Origin of the sequence: Oceanitalea stevensii (assembly GCF_014837105.1) — a bacterium.
In the GTDB taxonomy this organism is placed as follows: Bacteria; Actinomycetota; Actinomycetes; order Actinomycetales; family Actinomycetaceae; genus Oceanitalea; species Oceanitalea stevensii.
Genome location: NZ_JACSPO010000007.1, coordinates 116,597 through 134,908, shown reverse-complemented (window position 1 = coordinate 134,908; position 18,312 = coordinate 116,597). Strand labels below are relative to the sequence as shown.

The window sequence follows — 18,312 nt, the reverse complement described above, 5'->3', positions numbered from 1 at the left end:
GCGATGACCAGCGCCTGACCCTCACCCCTCTCGGGCTGAGGACAGCAGCGAGGGCCCCGGCGGCCCCCCCCGGCGCCCCGGCCACCGGTACCGGACGGGGAGGTGTGGACCGCAGATGTCGTCTCGCACGTGCACGGCCGCCGTCGTCGGCGCTCTCGCACTGGCGGCGGGCTGCACCTCCCCGGACCCGCCTGACCGGCCGTGCCCGCCGTCCCAGGACGGCGACCGGGTCCTGTTCGACGGCACCCGGGAGAGCCTGGACAGGTGGCGCATGGCAGGCCCCGGCAGCTTCGAGCTGCAGGAGGACTGCTCCCTCCGCACCGTCGGTGGGATGGGCCTGCTGTGGTTCCCCGAGGAGCTCGAGGACTACCGGCTCAGGCTCGACTGGAAGATGGCCGGGGACGACAACTCCGGGGTCTTCATCGGCTTCCCCGAGCCGGGCGACGACCCCTGGGTGGCGGTGGACGAGGGGTACGAGATCCAGATCGACGCCACGGACGCCCCCGACCGCACGACCGGCGCGGTCTACCTCCACCAGGGCGCTGACGGCGCGGCCGTCGCACGGGCGCTCGAACCACCGGGGGAGTGGAACACCTACGAGATCACCGTCGAGGGACGGACCGTCACGGTCCACCTCAACGGCGTGCTCGTCAACAGCTTTGACTCAGACCGCTCCGACGGCGACCTGTCCGGTCACGTCGGCCTCCAGAACCACGGTGAGGACGATGATGTGTACTTCCGCGACATCTACGTCGCCGAGCTCGTGGACGGCTGAGGCTTCAGGACTTCATGAGCAGCTGGTCGATCGCCGGTGCCGAGAGCACCTGCTGCGACACCATCTGCGAGGCCCCCAGGACGCCGGCGCGCCCCTCGGTCTGCGAGGCGACGATGCGCAGGTGCTGGGTGGCCAGCGGCAGCGACCGGCTGTAGACGACCTCGCGGATGCCGGCGAGCAGGTGCTCGCCCACCTCCGACACGATGCCGCCGATGACGATGACCGACGGGTTGAGGAGGTTGACGCAGCCGGCGACGACGTCACCGATGTCCCGTCCCGCCTGGCGCACCGTCTGGCTCGCGGTGATGTTCCCCGAGCGCACGAGGTCGACGATCTGCGCGGTGCGCTGGATGTCCACGCCCTGTGCGCGCAGGGACTCCACCACGGCAAGCCCGCTCGCCAGCGCCTCGAGGCACCCCACGTTGCCGCAGCGGCAGGGGATCTGGCGGCCGCGCGGCACGGCGATGTGGCCGAGGTCGCCGGCGGCGCCCAGGGCACCACGCCGCAGCTCGCCGTCGGAGATGATCCCCGCGCCGATGCCCGTGGCGATCTTGATGAAGACGAGGTCCTTGACGTCCTGCCACCGCGCCGCGTGCTCGCCGAGCGCCATGATGTTGACGTCGTTGTCGACGAGCACCGGCGTGGGCAGTGTCTTCGCCACGTGGCCGGGGACGTCGAAGCCGTCCCAGCCCGGCATGATCGGCGGGCTGATGGCGCGACCGAGACGGTGCTCGACCGGCCCCGGAAGGCCGATGCCCACGCCGGCGACGTCGGACACCGGACGCCCGAGGTCCTCGACCATCTCGCACAGCGCCGTCGTCACGGCGTCCAGGACCACCTGCGGTCCGTCGGCGATGGCGATCTCCAGCGACCGCTCGCTCAGGACTGCCGACGCGAGGTCGGTGATCGCCAGACGGCCGTGGCTCACGCCGAGGTCGGCGGCCAGGATGATGCGCGCGCCCGGGTTGAACGCGAAGGTGGCGGGCGGGCGACCGCCCGTCGAGGACGCCTCGCCCGCGGGGACGATGAGGCCGGAGCTGAGCAGCTCGTCGATGCGCGCGGCCACCGTTGGGCGCGCGAAGCCGGTGACGGCCGCGAGGTCCGCTCGGGTCCTGGGCCGCCCGTCGCGGATCAGCTGGAACAGCGTCCCGGCCGACCTGGGGTCGGCCTCTCGCCGGACGTCACCTCGCTCCTCGAGGCCTGTCGGAAGTGTGACCATGCACCGAGTAAACCACCGATGCTTCGACAGGTCACGCTCACGTAACTATCTTCCCTCTGCCCGACTTTTGATTGACGGACATCAGAATGCCCCCATACAGTGTCGCCATGGTCACAGCAGACCCCACACCTCCGCTCCTGCACATCACGGACATCGTCAAGCACTTCCCGGGCGCCAAGGCTCTCGACGGCGTGGACCTCGAGGTCCGCGCCGGTGAGGTCCACTGCCTCCTGGGCCAGAACGGTGCCGGCAAGTCGACCCTCATCAAGGTTCTCGCCGGTGCCCACCAGCCGAACTCCGGAGAGATCCGGTGGAACGGCGAGGTCGTCACGATCGGCTCGCCGACCGCGGCGATCGAGCTCGGCATCGCCACGATGTACCAGGAGCTCGACGTCGTCGACGGCCTGAGCGTGGCCGAGAACATCTTCCTCGGGCACGAGCTGTCCCGAGGCGGCCTGCTCAAGCAGTCCGAGGCGCACCGGCGCACGCGGGAGCTGCTCACGCGTCTCGGGCACGGGGACATCTCCCCGAGTCGCGAGGTCGGGCGCCTGTCCGCCGCGGGCAAGCAGGTCGTGTCCATGGCCAGGGCGCTGTCGCACAACGCGCGCGTCATCGTCATGGACGAGCCCTCCGCCGTCCTGGACCCCGAGGAGGTGGAGAACCTCTTCCGCGTCGTTCGCGCGCTCCAGGCCGACGGCGTCGCGGTCATCTACATCTCCCACCGCCTCGAGGAGATCCGCCAGATCGGGGACCGCATCACCGTCCTCAAGGACGGGCGCACCGTCGCCGAGAACCTCGCTGTCGCCGACACCCCCACCGCGGACCTCATCAGGCTCATGACGGGGCGCACCGTCACCGGGGACTTCGGTGGCGGACCGGGCACCCACGAGCGCGGCGACGCCCTGCTCGAGGTGGAGAACCTGGCCCTCGCCGGAGTCTTCGAGGACGTGAGCTTCACGGTCAAGGCCGGCCAGATCGTCGGGCTCGCCGGGCTCGTCGGCGCCGGTCGCTCGGAGATCATCGAGACCGTGTACGGCGCGCGCAAGGCCACGGGCGGCACCGTCCGGGTCAAGGGCAAGAAGCTCAAGCCAGGGTCCGTGACCGCTGCAGTCGACGCCGGCATCGGGCTCGCGCCCGAGGAGCGCAAGAGCCAGGGCCTCCTGCTCGACGAGCCGGTCTACCGCAACATCACCCTGTCCACCTTCGCGCGCTTCGCCCGCACGGGCTTCCTCAACGAGCGCGCCGAGCGTCGCGCGGCCGAGGAGCAGATCAAGGACCTCCAGGTCGCGCCCGCGGACGGGGAGCGCCGGATCCGCACGCTGTCCGGCGGCAACCAGCAGAAGGCCATGCTCGCGCGCTGGCTCGTCCACGGCTGCGACGTCCTCGTCCTCGACGAGCCCACCCGCGGCGTCGACGTCGGGGCACGCGCAGAGATCTACTCCCTCATCCGACGCCTCGCCGCCCAGGGGGCTGCGGTGCTCATGGTCTCCAGTGAGATCGAGGAGGTCCTCGGCCTGGCCGACGACGTCCTCGTGGTCGCCGAAGGCCGCGTGGTCCACCAGGGCCCCGCTGACCAGATCGACGAGCACGGCGTGCTCGACCTCGTCATGGAAGGAACTCACGCATGAGTGAGAACACTGCGGCAGGCACCTCCGCCGCTGCGGGCAGCTCCGCAGCCCTGCCGCCCACCAACCGCGACCTCGTCCCGGACGACGGCGCCGCAAAGCCCACCGCCCGGCGAGGGCGCGGCTCCGGGGTGGCTCGGAACCTCGGCCTGGTCGTCGCGCTCGCACTCCTGTGCGTCGCCGGTTTCGCCACCGCGGGGGAGCGCTTCCTCAGCACGTCCAACATCGCGACGATCCTCGCGCTGGCCGCCACGATCGGCGTGCTGAGCATCGGCATGACCTTCGTCATCACCGGTGGCGGCATCGACCTGTCCGTCGGCTCCGTGCTGGGCCTGGCCACGGTGTGGGCGACCACGCTCGCCACGCAGACGATGGCGGAGGACACGCACTGGCTGATCATCGCCCTCACGGCCATGCTCGTCGGTACTGCCGCCGGACTGATCAACGGCATCGTCGTCGCCTACGGCAAGGTCGTGTCCTTCATCGCGACCCTCGCCATGCTCGTCGCCGCCCGCGGTCTCGCCGAGATCATCTCCGACCGGAAGACCCAGATCCTCGACGTCCAGTCGTTCAAGGACTTCTTCGGCGGCAGCTTCCTCGGCCTGCGCGTCACGGTGTGGATGTTCGTCCTCGTCGCGGTCCTCGGCTGGATCGTCCTCAACCGGACGACCTTCGGCCGGCGCACCATCGCCGTCGGCGGCAACCCCGAGGCGGCCCGCCTGGCCGGCATCAACGTCCAGCGTCACACGATGTACCTCTTCGCCATCGCCGGTCTCACCGCCGGTATCGCGGCGATCACCATGCTCGGACGGACCGGCGCCGGCACGTCGACGCACGGCGTGCTCATGGAGCTCGACGTCATCGCCGCGGTGGTCGTCGGTGGCACGCTCCTCATCGGTGGTCGCGGCACGATCGTCGGCACCGTCCTCGGCGTGCTCATCTTCTCCACCCTCACCAACGTCTTCATCCTCAACAACCTGTCCACGTCGGTCCAGCAGGTCGCCAAGGGCGCCATCATCGTCGGTGCCGTCCTGCTCCAGCAGCGTCTCGCCACCCGCGGGACCAAATAACCCCCGAACCCCATCCATCCCTGTCAGCAGTACCCGTTCAAGGAGGAACCACCCATGTCCGCACGTACCACGCGCCGCCGCTTCGCGGTCGCCGCAGGCGTCTCCGCCGCCCTGCTCCTCGCCGGCTGCACCGGCAACACCGAGGAGCCGGAGGAGACCGACAACGGTGGCTCGACCACCGACGCCGGCTCCAACGCCAGCTCGAGCAACGACGACCCCGGTGAGACCGTCACCATCGGCTTCTCCGCTCCCGCCGCCGACCACGGCTGGATGGGCGCCATCACGTCCCAGGCCGTCGAGGAGGCCGAGAAGTACGAGGACGTCGAGCTGCGCCTCGCCGAGGGCACCAACGACGTCTCGCTCCAGATCAGCCAGATGGAGACCTTCATCAACGACGGCGTCGACGCCATCGTGCTCCTGCCGTTCGACGGTGCCGCCCTCACCGACATCGCCCTCGAGGCGATGGCCGCGGGGATCCCGGTCATCAACGTCGACCGTGAGTTCTCCGACCCCAACGCCGCGCGCGTCACCGTTCTCGGTGACAACTACGGCATGGGCGTGAGCGCCGGCGAGTACGTCTGCGAGCAGCTCGGCGACCAGCCGGACGCCGTTGTCGCCGAGATCGCCGGTATCGACAACCTGCCGCTCACCCAGGAGCGCAGCCAGGGCTTCGCGGACTCGCTCGCCGAGTGCGGCCTCGAGGTCTCCAACCGCGTCGCCGCCGACTTCACGGTCCAGGGTGGAGAGTCCGCCACGGCGAACCTCCTCCAGGCCGCGCCGCAGATCGACGCCATCTGGAACCACGACGACGACCAGGGTGTCGGCGTCATGGCCGCCATCGAGAACGCCGGTCGCGACGAGTTCTTCGTCGTCGGTGGCGCCGGCTCGGCGAACATGATGCGCGAGATCGAGGCCGGCGACTCCGTCGTCCAGGCCACGGTCATCTACCCGGCCAGCCAGGCCGCGGACGGCATCCGCCTCGCCCGTCTGCTCGCCCAGCAGAAGGGCATGAGCGACCTCGTGCAGATCGAGGTCCCGCGTCTCGTCCAGCTCTTCGCGCCCGTCGTGACCTCGGAGAACGTCGACCAGTACATCGACTCGGCCTTCGAGTCCTGAGTCACCCGCGGATCCGGGGGCGCCGGCTGGTCCGGCGCCCCCGGTCCCACATCTGAAGGAGCATGATGAGCGAGGACAAGCCACGGATCGGTGTGGCGATGATCGGGTACGCCTTCATGGGGCGCGCCCACTCCCAGGCGTGGCGCAACGCGCACCGCTTCTTCGACCTGCCGCTCGAGCCGCACATGGCGGTCCTCGTGGGGCGGGACGAGCAGCGCGCGACGAGCGCCGCCCGCCAGCTCGGGTGGGACGCCGTGGAGACCGACTGGCGCCGGGCGATCGAACGTGACGACGTCGACATCGTCGACATCTGCACGCCGGGAGACACACACGCCGAGATCGCGGTGGCCGCGCTCGAGGCCGGCAAGCACGTGCTGGTCGAGAAGCCCATGGCCAACACCGTCGCCGAGGCCGAGACCATGGCCGCCGCGGCGAGTGCCGCCCGTGGCCGCGGTGTCCGCTCGATGGTGGGCTTCACCTACCGGCGCGTGCCGGCCGTCCGGCTCGCGCAGCAGATGGTCGCCGAGGGGCGCATCGGTGAGGTGCGCCAGGTCCGCGCCCAGTACCTCCAGGACTGGCTCGCCGACGCCGACGCGCCGCTGTCCTGGCGCCTCGACAAGGAGAAGGCCGGTTCCGGGGCGCTCGGCGACATCGGCGCCCACATCATCGACCTCACCCAGTTCGTCACCGGGCAGCGGATCGCCGGGGTGGCGGGCATGCTCGACACCTTCGTCACCGAGCGTCCGGTCGCCGAGAGCTTCAGCGGGCTGCACGGCACCGGTGGCACCGAGCGTGGCCCGGTCACCGTCGACGACGCCGCGATGTTCCTCGGACGGCTCTCGAGCGGTGCGCCCGCGGTCTTCGAGGCGACCCGCTTCGCCTGGGGCCGCAAGAACGCCATCCGCATCGAGGTCAACGGCTCGACCGGCTCCCTCGCCTTCGACTTCGAGGACATGAACGTCCTCCACTACTACGACGCCACCGAGCCGGCCGGGACCGCCGGCTTCCGGCGGATCATCGTCACCGAGCCGGAGCACCCCTACATCGAGGCCTGGTGGCCCGCCGGCCACGGCCTCGGTTACGAGCACGGCTTCGTCCACCAGGCCGTGGACCTCGTCCGGGCCCTCGGGGCCGGCGAGGACCCGACGCCCTCGTTCGAGGACGGTCTGCACGTCCAGCGTGTGCTCGACGCGATCGAGCGGTCCAGCGCGGAGCACAGCACCTACACGGAGATTGGAGACTGACATGGCACGACCGATCACTCTCTTCACCGGCCAGTGGGCCGACCTGCCCTTCGAGGAGGTGGCCCGGCTCGCCGGCGAGTGGGGCTACGACGGCCTGGAGATCGCCTCGTGGGGCGACCACCTCGACCCGTGGAAGGCCGCCGAGGACGACGCCTACGTCCAGAACCGGCTCGACATCCTGGAGAAGAACGGCCTCAAGGTCTACGCGATCTCCAACCACCTCAAGGGCCAGGCGGTCTGCGACGACCCGATCGACCAGCGCCACCGCGACATCCTCCCGGACCGGATCTGGGGCGACGGCGAGCCCGAGGGTGTGCGCCAGCGCGCCGCCGAGGAGCTCAAGGTGACGGCCCGCGCGGCCGCCCGCCTGGGCGTCAAGACGGTCACCGGCTTCACCGGCTCGTCCATCTGGAAGTACGTCGCGATGTTCCCGCCCGCCTCGGAGGAGATGGTCGAGGCCGGCTACCGCGACTTCGCCGACCGCTGGAACCCGATCCTCGACGTCTTCGACGAGGTCGGCGTGCGCTTCGCGCTCGAGCCGCACCCCTCGGAGATCGCCTACGACTACTGGACCACCCAGCGCACCCTCGAGGCCATCGGCCACCGGGACGCCTTCGGGCTCAACTGGGACCCCAGCCACTTCACGTGGCAGGACCTGGACCCGGTCGCCTTCCTCCTCGACTTCCGGGACAAGATCTTCCACGTCCACTGCAAGGACTCCAAGCGCCGGCTCAACGGCCGCAACGGCCGCCTGGGCTCCCACCTGCCGTGGGCCGACCCGCGCCGTGGCTGGGACTTCATCAGCACCGGCCGTGGTGACGTGCCGTGGGAGGACGCCTTCCGGATGCTCAACCACATCGGCTACGAGGGCCCGCTCTCGGTCGAGTGGGAGGACGCCGGGATGGACCGCCTCCTCGGTGCGCCCGAGGCGCTGGAGTTCGTGCGCAAGCTCTCCTTCAAGCCGTCCGAGGCCGCCTTCGACGCCGCCTTCTCCACGCGCTGACCGTCGGGACAGCCCGCGCCGAGCCGATCGGCGCGGGCTGTCCTGTGCCCACGTCCCGCTGTGGTCTACGTCTAATTGTCACGCTCCGGTCACGGCCGTACCGTAGACAGCCGACGACGAACCTCCAGGGGGAACGACATGGCGACACGACGCCGCACCGCAGTCGCTGCCGGCCTCGCGCTGGCCCTGCTCACGACGGCCGCACCCGCCGCCGGCAAGGGCGCCGAGATCGAGGGCGAGGGCGACCGCTACCACGTGACCAACGGCTGGGCGGGGGTCACCCACCTGTCCTTCGTCTACGGCCGCGACGACGACCGCGTCTACGTCGGCAACTGGAACGGACGCGGCACCGACACCCTCGCGGTGCGCCGCGGGGCGACCTACCACTTCCGCAACAGCCTCTCCGGCGGCCAGGCCGACGCCGTCGTCACCTACGGCCGGACGGGCGACGACGTCCTCATGGGCGACTGGGACGGCGACGGCGTCGACACCCCCGTCGTGCGCCGCGGCAACGTCTACCACGTGAAGAACAGCCTCCGCGGCGGGGACGCCGACGAGGTCATCACCTACGGCCGCCGCGACGACGACGTCCTCATCGGTGACTGGGACGGTGACGGTGTCGACACCCTCGGGGTGCGCCGCGGCAACGTCTACCACCTGAAGAACACGATCAGCGGCGGGGACGCGGACTCCGTCGTCACCTACGGCCGCGCCGAGGACGAGGTCCTCGTCGGTGACTGGGACGGCAGGCGGGGCGACACGCTGGGCATCCGCCGCGGCGACGTCTTCCACATCAAGAACGCCATCCGCGGGGGCGACGCGGACACCGTCATGGCCTTCGGCCGCGAGACCGACGCCGTCCTCGTCGGGGACTGGGACGGCAACGGCACCGACACGATCGGCCTGCGCAGCACCGAGGCCTACCCGAGCGCGCCGCCGGTGGGGAGCATGCAGGAGTACGACGAGCGGATGATCGAGATGATCAACGCCGAGCGCCTCTCCCGCGGCATCGGCCCCGTCCGCGCCTGGCCGCAGCTGCGGGCGGCCGCCGTGCGCCAGTCGCAGGCGATGGTGAGGCTGGGCCGCATCCAGCACGCCTCGTGGGACACCATCAGCTCCGAGGCGCGGGCGGCCGGTTGCACCCCGGCGTCGGAGCACATCGTGCGGACCTGGCAGCAGCCCGGTGAGAGCCCCGACCCGCGCGCCGCGATGGACTGGTACATGGGCTCGGAGGTCCACCGCAGCGGCATCCTCAACCCCGAGTACCGCTACGTCGCCACCGGCTCGGTGGAGTCGGGCCGCTACGCCTACAACACCCAGCGCTTCTCCCGCGCCTGCTCCTGACGCCGCGGGGGGCGCGGCCGCGCGCGGCTAGGGTGGGCACCGTGGACGGAGCGCGCGTGGACAGGTCGCTGCACGTCGTCGTCGCCACCCGGATCTTCGCCCCCGAGCCGGCCGCCGCCTCGCTGCGGCTCGGCGCCCTCGTCCGGGAGCTGGCCGCCGCCGGCCACCGGGTCACCGTCCTCACGACGACGACCCCCGACGACGCCACCTACGTGCCGCCCGCGGGCGTCCGGGTGCTGCGGCGCCCGGTGCTCCGGGACCGTGACGGGTACGTCCGCGGCTACGTCCAGTACCTCAGCTTCGACCTGCCCCTCGCGCTGCGGCTGCTGACGACCAGGCGGCCCGACGTCGTCGTCGTCGAGCCGCCGCCGACGACGGGACTCGTCTGCGCCGTCGTCTCCCGGCTGCGACGGGTGCCGGTCGTCTACTACGCGGCCGACGTGTGGTCCGACGCGGTGGTCACCGCCGGCATGCCCGGGTTCGTCGCCACCGTGCTGCGCGGGCTCGAGCGCGTCGTCCTGCGTTCCGCGCGTGCCGTCCTCGCGACGTCCACCGGCGTCGTCGAGCGGGTGCAGGCCCTCGGGGCGCAGGCAGAGGTCGTCGGCAACGGGGTGGACACCACCGTCTTCCACCCCGACGGCCCGGCCGAGGAGCGTGAGCGCCCCTACCTCGTCTACACCGGCACCGCCTCGGAGGTGCACGGCGCCGACGTCTTCACCCGCGCCATGGGGCGGGTGGTCGCCCAGCGGCCCGACGCCTCGCTCGTCTTCATCGGGCAGGGCAGCGACGTCGCGGCCATGCGCCGCCAGGCCGAGGAGCTGGCGCCCGGCGCGGTGACCTTCCTGCCGCGGATGCCGCCGGAGGAGGTCGCGCGCTGGATCCGCGGCGCACGCGCGTCCCTCGCCTCCGTGCTGGCCGGGGCCTACGCCTTCGCCTTCCCCTCCAAGCTCTACGCCGCGGCCGCCTGCGGGACGCCGGTGCTCTTCGCCGGGGTCGGGCCCGCGCGCGAGCTCGTCGCCGAGGGACGGCTCGGGCAGGTCGTCGAGCACGACGTCGAGGCCGTCGCGGCTGCCATGGTCGCCGCCCTCGACGACGCCGACGGCGACTCCGCGCCGGCGTCCCCGGAGCGCCTGCGGCGGGCCGCCTGGGCCGCCGCCCACGTCTCCGCCGCGGCCGCTGCCCGCCGCGCGGTCGACGTCGTCGAGAAGGCAGCGAGGAGACCGCGGTGACCGAGCTTCCCCGGCCCGACGGACGCGCCACCCGCGTGGCGATGCTCGTCTACAACGACGCCCACGCCGACTCGCGCGTCCTCAAGACCGCGCACTCCCTGCGGGAGGCGGGCGCGGAGGTGACGATCCTCGCCGTCGCCCGCGCCCACCTGGGCTACCCGCCCACCACCGAGCGCCTGCCCGACGGCGTCGAGCTCGTCCGCGTCCGCGAGCCCGGCTTCATCACCTGGGTCCCGCGCCTCAAGAAGGCGCTGGCCCGGGTAAGAACTCAGCTCTCGGCGCGGAGGGGCACGGCCACGACGCCCCCTCCCGGGGCGAGCGCCCCCACCCCTCCCGCCGAGAGCCGGATCTCGCCCGCCGCGTCGCCGCGGCCGGCGCTGCGGGGCGCCGTGCTCGCCAAGGCGCTCGACCCGGTGGACCGGCTCGCCCGCACCGCGATCCTCGTCCACTACTGGGCGATGGCCGTGCGCGAGGGACGGCGCCGGCGGCCCGACGTCGTCCACGCCAACGACGGCAACACCCTCGTGCCGGGCCGTCTCATCGCCCGGCGCACCGGGGCCGCCCTCGTCTACGACGCCCACGAGCTGTGGCGCCACCGCAACGTCCGAGACCGGCCGGTCGGAAAGCACGTCGAGGCCCTGACCGAGCGCGTCGTCATCCGCCGGGCCGACGGCGTCGTCACCGTCTCCCCGTCGATCGCGCGCTGGCTGCAGCGCACCTACGGGCTGCGTGAGCTGCCCACCCTGGTGCGCAACATCCCGGCCGCCGGGGAGCCGACCGACCCGGCCCGCGGCCGGCTGCGGCAGCTCGCCGGTCTCGCCCCGACCGACCAGGTCATCGCCTACGGCGGTCGCATCACGACGAGCCGCGGGCTGGAGGAGACGATCGCGGCGCTCGCGCTGCTGCCCGGCCACGTCCACCTCGTCGTCCTCGGCTACGGGGACCCCGGCTACCTCGCGCAGCTCGACCGCCGGATCGAGCAGGCCGGGGTGCGCGACCGGGTGCACCTGGTCGGCAAGGTCGCCCCGCACGAGGTCGCCGGCGCGCTCGCCGACGCCGACCTCTCCGTCGTCTTCGTCCGCCCCACCTGCCTGTCCTACGAGTACTCCCTGCCGAACAAGCTCTTCGAGGCGATCCACGCGGGCCTGCCCATCGCCGCGGCCGACCTGCCCGACACCCGCGAGGTCGTCGAGCGCTACGGCGTCGGGGAGATCTTCGGCCTCGTGCGCCCCGACGACGACGGCGAGGTCCCGCCGTCGTCCACCGACGCCGAGGCCGTCGCCATGGCCGCGACGATCACCCGGATCCTCGCCGACCCGGACGCCTACCGGCGCGCCGCCCGCGCCGCGGCGAGCGAGCTGACGTGGCAGCACGAGGAGGAGGCGCTCCTCGCCCTCTACCGGCGGGTGCTCCGGTGAGACGCCGCGACACCCGCCCGTAGACTCCCCAGGGTGAAGAACGTCCTGAGCATCGTCCGCCCGCTGCTCAGGGTGCTCCCGCCCGGGAGCCGGCGCTTCCTCCTCACCTACGGCGTCCTCACCGCGGCGCTCGCGCTGCTCGACCTCGTCGCGCTCGGCCTCGTGGCCACGATGCTCCAGACCGTCCTCGGCGACGGCGAGGTCTCCCTGCCGCTCATCGGCGACCTCACGACGACGGCCGGCAAGGTGACGGCGCTCGTCACCGTGTGCGGTGTCATCGTCCTCAAGGGCGTCTTCGCCGTCGCCCTCCTGCGCGTGGCCACGCGCCGCTTCGCCAGCCACGAGGTGGCGATCGGGGACCGGCTCTTCGCCGCCTACCTCGCCTCCCCGTGGGCCGACCGGCTCTCCAAGAACACCTCCGAGCTCGTCCGCACCGTCGACGTGGGCGTCGGCGTCACGGTGGCCGGTGTCCTCATCCCGACGATGACGCTCTTCGGCGAGGTCGGCACGATGCTCGCCGTCGTCGTGGCCATCGTCGTCTTCGACCCGCTCATCGCCGCCGTGACGATCGTCTACCTCGCGCTCGTCGCCCTGCTTCTCGCCGGGATCGTCTCCCCGCGCGCCGTCGCGGCCGGCCGGGAGAACCGGAACTGGTCCCAGCGCACCGTCCGGGTGCTGTCCGAGGCCCTCGGGGCGCTCAAGGAGGTCACCCTCGCCGGGCGCACGCCGGACGTCCAGGCCCGGGTCCACGAGACGCGCGGCCACTCCTCCCGGGCGCGGGCGGAGGCCAACTTCCTCGGTCAGGTGCCGCGCTACGTGCTGGAGACTGCGCTCATCATCGGCTTCGCCCTCATCGCCGGCGTCGGGTACCTCACGGGCGGGCCGGAGGGGGCCGTCGCGGCCATCGGCATGTTCGGGATCGCCGGCTTCCGGCTCGTCCCCTCCCTCACCCGGATGCAGACGGTCCAGTCCACGGTGAACTCCAACGCCGCCTACGCGCGCCAGGTGGTCGCCGACATCGACGGCTCCGAGGCGCTGCTCGAGCGGCGGGCCGCCGAGCGGCCGCAGCACGAGCTCACCGTCGAGCACCCCGACATCGTGCTCGACGGCGTCACCTTCACCTACCCGGGCGCCGAGACGCCCGCGCTGGACCGGGTGAGCCTGCGCATCCCCGCCGGCGCGCACGTCGCCTTCGTCGGGTCCTCCGGCGCCGGGAAGTCGACGATGGTCGACATCCTCCTCGGGCTCCTCGAGCCCACCGGCGGCCACCTCGAGGTGGGCGGGGAGCGGCTCGAGCTCGTCCTGGACTCCTGGCGGCGCCGCATCGGCTACGTCCCCCAGGACGTCTCGCTCTTCGACGCGACCGTGGCCGAGAACGTCGCCCTCACCTGGGAGCGGGAGAAGGTCGACGACGACAAGGTCCGCCGCGCCCTGCGGCGCGCCCAGCTCCTCGACACCGTCGAGGTCCGCGAGGGCGGCATCGACGCCCGCATCGGTGAGCGCGGCCTCGCCTTCTCCGGCGGGCAGCGCCAGCGCCTGGGCATCGCCCGCGGCCTGTACAACGACCCGCGCGTGCTCGTCATGGACGAGGCGACCAGCGCCCTGGACACGACGACCGAGGCCGCGGTCACCCGCGCGATCCGTGACCTCCACGGGGAGGTCACGGTCATCACCGTGGCGCACCGGCTCGCGACGATCCGCGACTCCGACATCGTCTTCTTCCTGCGCGACGGCCGGCTCGTGGCGCAGGGCAGCTTCGCCGAGGTCGTCGCCCAGGTGCCCGACTTCGCCGAGCAGGCGGCACTGGCGGGGCTCAGCTGACCCCACCTCCTCCCGCCGGGTACGCACATACGGTCAGGCTGGGGGCGGCGGCAAGCGCTTGCCCCTGACTGTCGGTGCGTACTCGGCGGAAAGGGTCAGCGCAGGCCGCGGAGCACGCCGGCGACGGGGCGCTGCTGCTCACCCTGCTGAGCCGACAGGACGACGATCGTCCCGGTCAGCGCGGGGGTCACCCACTGGACCAGCCGGAGCCGGCGCTGGGCGCGCTTGAGCTTGCGCGAGGCCCCGGGACGCGGCTCGGTGGCCCCCACCCCGCCCTCGTCGGCGTGCTTGGCGACCTTCGCGCCGAGCACGCCGCTGTAGGCGGTGCTGAGCATGGCGGCGAGCGTCACCGCGGTCTTCACGGCCGTGTTCGCCTGCACCTCGGGCTGCTTGGCGAGCCGGGCCTTGTTGCCCTCGAGCAGGATGATGCCGCCCACGGCGTGCGCGCCGATGGCGAGCGCGTTGACCGGCGCCCACCGCCCCCAGCCCGCCGAGGACAGCTCGAGCCGTTCGCGCGGGTCGCGGGCCTCGGCCGCGGCACCGTTGAGGCCGATCGCGCCCATGAGGGAGCCACCGAACCAGGCCGCGAGGCCGACGTCGTGAAGGCTGCGAGCGAGGGTGTTCCGCTGAGACATGGGTGCTCCTGAGGTCGTGTCGGGACATCAAGTGTGCGCCGCGTCACACCCTCGCGCGCGGGCAGGGACTCACCCGAGCAGACGGTCGAGGATGCCGTCGGCGACGGCGGCCTCGGTCGCGAAGCTCAGTTCCCGGCTCGCCGCGTGCGCCGCCGCCTTGAACCCGGCGACCTGCTCGCGGGAGAGCCGGGCGAGGGACGCGGCAGCCGCCTGCGCCGAGAAGTCCTCGGCCACGACACCCAGGCCGTGCTCGGTGACGACGCGTGCCATCTCCGGGCTGGGGCCCACCGCCACCGCCAGGCGCCCCTGGACGAAGTCGAAGAGCTTGTTGGGCAGCGTGCGGGCGGCGTTGGCGTTGAACGGCGGGATCCAGAAGACGCCCACGTCGTAGCGGTTGAGGGTGGCCGGCAGCGCCTCGGGGGCGACCGGGTCGTGGAAGGTCACGGCCGGCAGCCCGGCCGCCCGCTCCTGCAGGCTGCGCAGGTAGCGGCCGCCGTCGCCCCCCGGCATGAGGTACAGGTCCAGGGACCAGCCCTCACCGAGCTCGCCGACGACGTCGAGCATCGTCTCGAGGCTGCGCCCGGGGATGGCGCCCCCGGAGTGGACGAGGCGCACGGTCCCGCCGTCGACGGCGGTGGGGGACAGGTCGGCCCACGGGGCCGCGTTGCGCATCACCTGAGGACGTACGCCGTAGCGCTCGGCGTAGAGGTCGGCGATGGAGGCGGCGACCGTCGTCGTCGCCGCGCAGCGCGGCAGGTAGGTGCGGCACAGGTGGTCCATGAGCGGGGCGACGAGCAGCCGCCAGGAGGTGACGTGGCTGCGCTCCTCGGGGGCCCACTCGTGCAGGTCGGCCCACACGGGGGCGCCGGCGGCGAGGCGGTGCGCCACCGGCAGGGCGCGCGCGTCGTTGGCGACGACGGCGTCCCACCGGCCGCCCGCCGCGAGCCGCAGCGCGTGCTGGGAGGCCGGGGCGGCGAGCTCGGCGGCGCGCAGGCGCCGCGCGGCGAGCAGCGCGACGCCACGGGGCGTCTGGGGCAGGGAGGGGGCGCCGTCGGGAAGCCGGAGGTGCTCGTCCGAACCCGCCGGGCGCGGCCCGTAGCCGATCGTCGTCACGTGGGCCCGGCGGGCGACGACGGACAGCTGGCGCAGCACGCGGGCGTCGGAGTGGATCGGGGAGAAGGAGACCACGAGGACGCGGGGACGATCGGGCACCGCCTGAGGCTATCGGCTGCCACGATGGTCACGTCGTCCGGACAGGAGGGCTGTGATGGACCCACGGATCAGCGTCGTCACCCTGGCGGTGCGCGACCTCGCCGCGAGCCGCCGCTTCTACCTCGACGGCCTCGGGTGGACCGCCGTCGTCGAGGTGCCGGGCGAGGTCGTCATGGTGCAGGTCGGCGAGCACGTCGTGCTCTCGCTGTGGGACGAGGCCGCCTTCGAGGCGGAGGTGGGCCCCGTCGCCCGCGGTGACGGCGTCCCGCCGCTGACCCTGGCCCACAACGTCGCGACCGTCGCGGAGGTCGACGCCGTGCTCGCGGCCGCCCGGGCCGCCGGCGCGTCCCCGGTGGGCGAGGGCGCGCCCCGCGAGTGGGGCGGGTACTCCGGCTACTTCGCCGACCCGGACGGCTTCCGGTGGGAGGTCGCCCACAACCCCGGGCCCGTCGGGCGGCTGCTCCTGCCCTGACGTGCCGGCGGGGTCAGGCCCCGGCCAGCTCCTCGACGAGGGGCACGAGCTCGCGGGCGAGCACCGGCGTCAGCGAGCGGACGTAGGTGTCGGTGAGGTGTGAGCCCTGCCGGTAGACGAGGACGTCGCCGATGACGGGTACGCACACCTCGGCCGGGCACACGTGCTCGGTGAGGTCGACGACGCGTGCCGTGTCCACCCGCTCGGCGGCTGCACGCTGGGTGAGGGCGGCACTCTCCGCGATGCCCGTCTCCCGGTCGAACGCGCACTCCTCGAGGGACTGGAGGTTCTCGGCCACGCACTCGTAGACGTCGATGTCGGGGGAGGGGTTGTCGAGGAGGACGGCGACGGGGATGCCGAGCCCGGCCAGCTGCTCCCAGCGCTCGACGAGCCCGTCCTCCATCGCCTCGCGGGTCCGGTCCTGCAGGTCCTCGGTGCTCGCGGGTGCGGTGGGGGTGCGCTGGGAGGTGAGGAGGAGGTCGGGCTGGAGGTCCGCCACCGTCTCGAGCGCCTCCTCGTTCCACGCCACGCAGGAGTCGTTGAGGTCCTCCCCGGCCATCGGCAGCGCGGTGCTGAAGGGGCACGCGGACTTGATGACGTACACGAGCCGCCAGCCCTGCTCCTCGGCGACGGCGTCGAGCGCGGACTGCCACTGGTAGACCTTCGAGTCCCCGACGACGGCGACGGTCACCTCACCGTCGAGGTCGCCGTACTCGCACACGACGAGCTCGTCCTCCGTGACGTCGACGTCGCAGCCGTCCGCGTAGCCGGCGGGCAGGTCCTCGGGGGCGTCGACCGGGGCGGGCACGATGGCCTCGACCTCGGCGAGCGAGGCGAGCGTGCCGGGCCCCGCCGTCGTCGTCCCGGGGTCCTCGATGGCCGCCGCGCCGCTGGCCGACCCGCCCGCCGCAGGTGCACTCGGCACGGCGAGGACGAGGGCGAGCCCGGCGGCCACGCCGACGAGGGAGAAGTTCGCACCGATCGACAGGGCGAGGCCCTCGGAGCGTGCGACGCCGCCGGAGAAGCGGATCGGGTTCTCGACGAACCGGTGGCTGAGGTAGGCGGGCACGACGGCCACCGCCATGACGAGGAGCCCACGCTTGCCGCCGAGCTCGCCCCACAGGGCGGTGGCCGCGACGATGAGCGGCCAGTGCCACAGGTAGAGGGAGTAGGACAGGGCGCCGACCCACACGGCGGGCCTCCACGCGAGCAGCCGCGCCGGCCCGCGGTTGCCGTGGACGAAGCCCGCGACGATGACGGCGGCCGTGCCGAGCGTGGGCAGGAGGGCGGCCGATCCGGGCCAGGTGACCTCGGAGGTGAGGAGGAAGCCGCTGAGGACGACCGCCGCCAGTCCGGCCCAGCCGAGCACGGTGGCCAGGGCGCGGGGCAGCCGGCCCCACTGCGTGGCACCGATGGCGACGAAGGCCCCGATGCCCAGCTCCCACAGGCGCGTGGTCGTGACGAAGAAGGCGGCGTCGGGGCTCGCCGCGGAGTAGTGGACCGACCAGAAGAAGGACGGCACGGCGATGAGGAGGATCCCGGCCACCATGACGGGGCGGACCCGCAGCCGCCGGCTGCGCCGCACCAGCCAGCCGACGAGCACGAGCAACAGCGGCCAGACGATGTAGAACTGCTCCTCGACCGCGAGGGACCAGAAGTGCTGGACCGGGGAGGCGCCGACGTCCTCGGCGAGGTAGTCGACCGAGCGGCCGGCCAGCACCCAGTTGACGACGTACAGCGCGGCTCCGACGACGTCCCAGCCGAAGGCGCGCCAGTCCACGACCGGCAGGGTCCAGAAGGTGAGCGCGGACGTGACGACGAGGACGAGCCCAGCCGCGGGCAGCAGCCGCTTGGCGCGGCGGGCGTAGAAGCGGCGCAGCGACACCCGCCCGTCCCGCTCGAGCTCGCGGATGAGCAGGCCGGTGATGAGGAAGCCGGAGATGACGAAGAAGACGTCCACCCCGACGAAGCCTCCGGGCAGCTGACGCACCCCGGCGTGGTAGACGAGCACAAGCCCGATGGCGACGGCGCGCAGGCCCTCGATGTCGGGGCGGAAGGCGGCGGAGCGGCCCGTCGGTGCCGGCCGTGCCATCTGCGTGTCGGTGCTCGTCACCCGGGCTCCTTCTCGC

15 protein-coding genes are annotated in these 18,312 nt (G+C 72.7%); 11 read left to right on the top strand and 4 right to left on the bottom strand.

Annotated elements, in window-relative coordinates:
• Positions 1-115: 115 nt before the first annotated feature.
• The gene (locus H9624_RS12520; protein ID WP_251840225.1) at positions 116-775 is read left to right on the top strand and encodes a 3-keto-disaccharide hydrolase; all 660 of its coding nucleotides are present in this window, start codon (positions 116-118) and stop codon (positions 773-775) included.
• 4 nt (positions 776-779) lie between these two features.
• Here the strand turns inward: H9624_RS12520 and H9624_RS12515 are convergent, their stop codons facing one another.
• Positions 780-1,994 carry an ROK family transcriptional regulator gene (locus H9624_RS12515; RefSeq protein ID WP_251840224.1) on the bottom strand — a complete coding sequence of 405 codons (1,215 nt, stop codon included), beginning with the start codon at positions 1,992-1,994 and terminating at the stop codon, positions 780-782.
• A gap of 107 nt (positions 1,995-2,101) precedes the next feature.
• Here H9624_RS12515 and H9624_RS12510 point away from each other — a divergent pair, with 107 nt between their 5' ends.
• The 9 genes from H9624_RS12510 to H9624_RS12470 all read left to right on the top strand — a co-directional run bounded on the left by H9624_RS12510 (position 2,102) and on the right by H9624_RS12470 (position 13,864).
• A complete protein-coding gene (locus tag H9624_RS12510) occupies positions 2,102-3,622 on the top strand; it encodes a sugar ABC transporter ATP-binding protein (RefSeq protein ID WP_251840223.1) in 1,521 nt (506 codons plus the stop codon).
• Complete coding sequence (locus tag H9624_RS12505) at positions 3,619-4,689, top strand: ABC transporter permease (protein WP_251840222.1); 1,071 nt, start codon at positions 3,619-3,621, stop codon at positions 4,687-4,689. Before H9624_RS12510 ends, H9624_RS12505 begins: the two co-directional genes overlap by 4 nt.
• Before the next feature lie 54 nt (positions 4,690-4,743).
• Positions 4,744-5,805, top strand: a complete 1,062-nt coding sequence (locus H9624_RS12500; protein WP_251840221.1) for a substrate-binding domain-containing protein — start codon at positions 4,744-4,746, stop codon at positions 5,803-5,805.
• 65 nt (positions 5,806-5,870) lie between these two features.
• Positions 5,871-7,049 (top strand): Gfo/Idh/MocA family protein, encoded by a 1,179-nt coding sequence (locus tag H9624_RS12495; RefSeq protein WP_372435140.1) that lies wholly within the window; start codon positions 5,871-5,873, stop codon positions 7,047-7,049.
• Between the two features lies 1 nt (position 7,050).
• Entirely contained in the window at positions 7,051-8,052 is a 1,002-nt protein-coding gene (locus H9624_RS12490; RefSeq protein WP_251840219.1) for a sugar phosphate isomerase/epimerase family protein, read from the top strand.
• A 138-nt stretch (positions 8,053-8,190) separates the two neighbouring features.
• Positions 8,191-9,396: a CAP domain-containing protein gene (locus H9624_RS12485; protein WP_251840218.1), complete on the top strand. Its 1,206-nt coding sequence runs from the start codon at positions 8,191-8,193 to the stop codon at positions 9,394-9,396.
• Positions 9,397-9,437: 41 nt separating this feature from the next.
• Entirely contained in the window at positions 9,438-10,625 is a 1,188-nt protein-coding gene (locus tag H9624_RS12480) for a glycosyltransferase family 4 protein (RefSeq protein ID WP_251840217.1), read from the top strand.
• Complete coding sequence (locus H9624_RS12475) at positions 10,622-12,043, top strand: glycosyltransferase (RefSeq protein ID WP_251840216.1); 1,422 nt, start codon at positions 10,622-10,624, stop codon at positions 12,041-12,043. Before H9624_RS12480 ends, H9624_RS12475 begins: the two co-directional genes overlap by 4 nt.
• A gap of 33 nt (positions 12,044-12,076) precedes the next feature.
• Entirely contained in the window at positions 12,077-13,864 is a 1,788-nt protein-coding gene (locus H9624_RS12470) for an ABC transporter ATP-binding protein (RefSeq protein ID WP_251840215.1), read from the top strand.
• A 95-nt stretch (positions 13,865-13,959) separates the two neighbouring features.
• Here the strand turns inward: H9624_RS12470 and H9624_RS12465 are convergent, their stop codons facing one another.
• Positions 13,960-14,499 (bottom strand): hypothetical protein, encoded by a 540-nt coding sequence (locus H9624_RS12465; protein ID WP_251840214.1) that lies wholly within the window; start codon positions 14,497-14,499, stop codon positions 13,960-13,962.
• A gap of 69 nt (positions 14,500-14,568) precedes the next feature.
• Positions 14,569-15,711, bottom strand: a complete 1,143-nt coding sequence (locus tag H9624_RS12460) for a glycosyltransferase family protein (RefSeq protein WP_251840213.1) — start codon at positions 15,709-15,711, stop codon at positions 14,569-14,571.
• Between the two features lie 55 nt (positions 15,712-15,766).
• Here H9624_RS12460 and H9624_RS12455 point away from each other — a divergent pair, with 55 nt between their 5' ends.
• Complete coding sequence (locus H9624_RS12455; protein WP_251840212.1) at positions 15,767-16,183, top strand: VOC family protein; 417 nt, start codon at positions 15,767-15,769, stop codon at positions 16,181-16,183.
• A 13-nt stretch (positions 16,184-16,196) separates the two neighbouring features.
• On the opposite strand, the gene H9624_RS12450 is transcribed toward H9624_RS12455, so the two are convergent.
• Entirely contained in the window at positions 16,197-18,296 is a 2,100-nt protein-coding gene (locus H9624_RS12450) for an acyltransferase family protein (RefSeq protein ID WP_251840211.1), read from the bottom strand.
• Positions 18,297-18,312 lie beyond the last annotated feature (16 nt).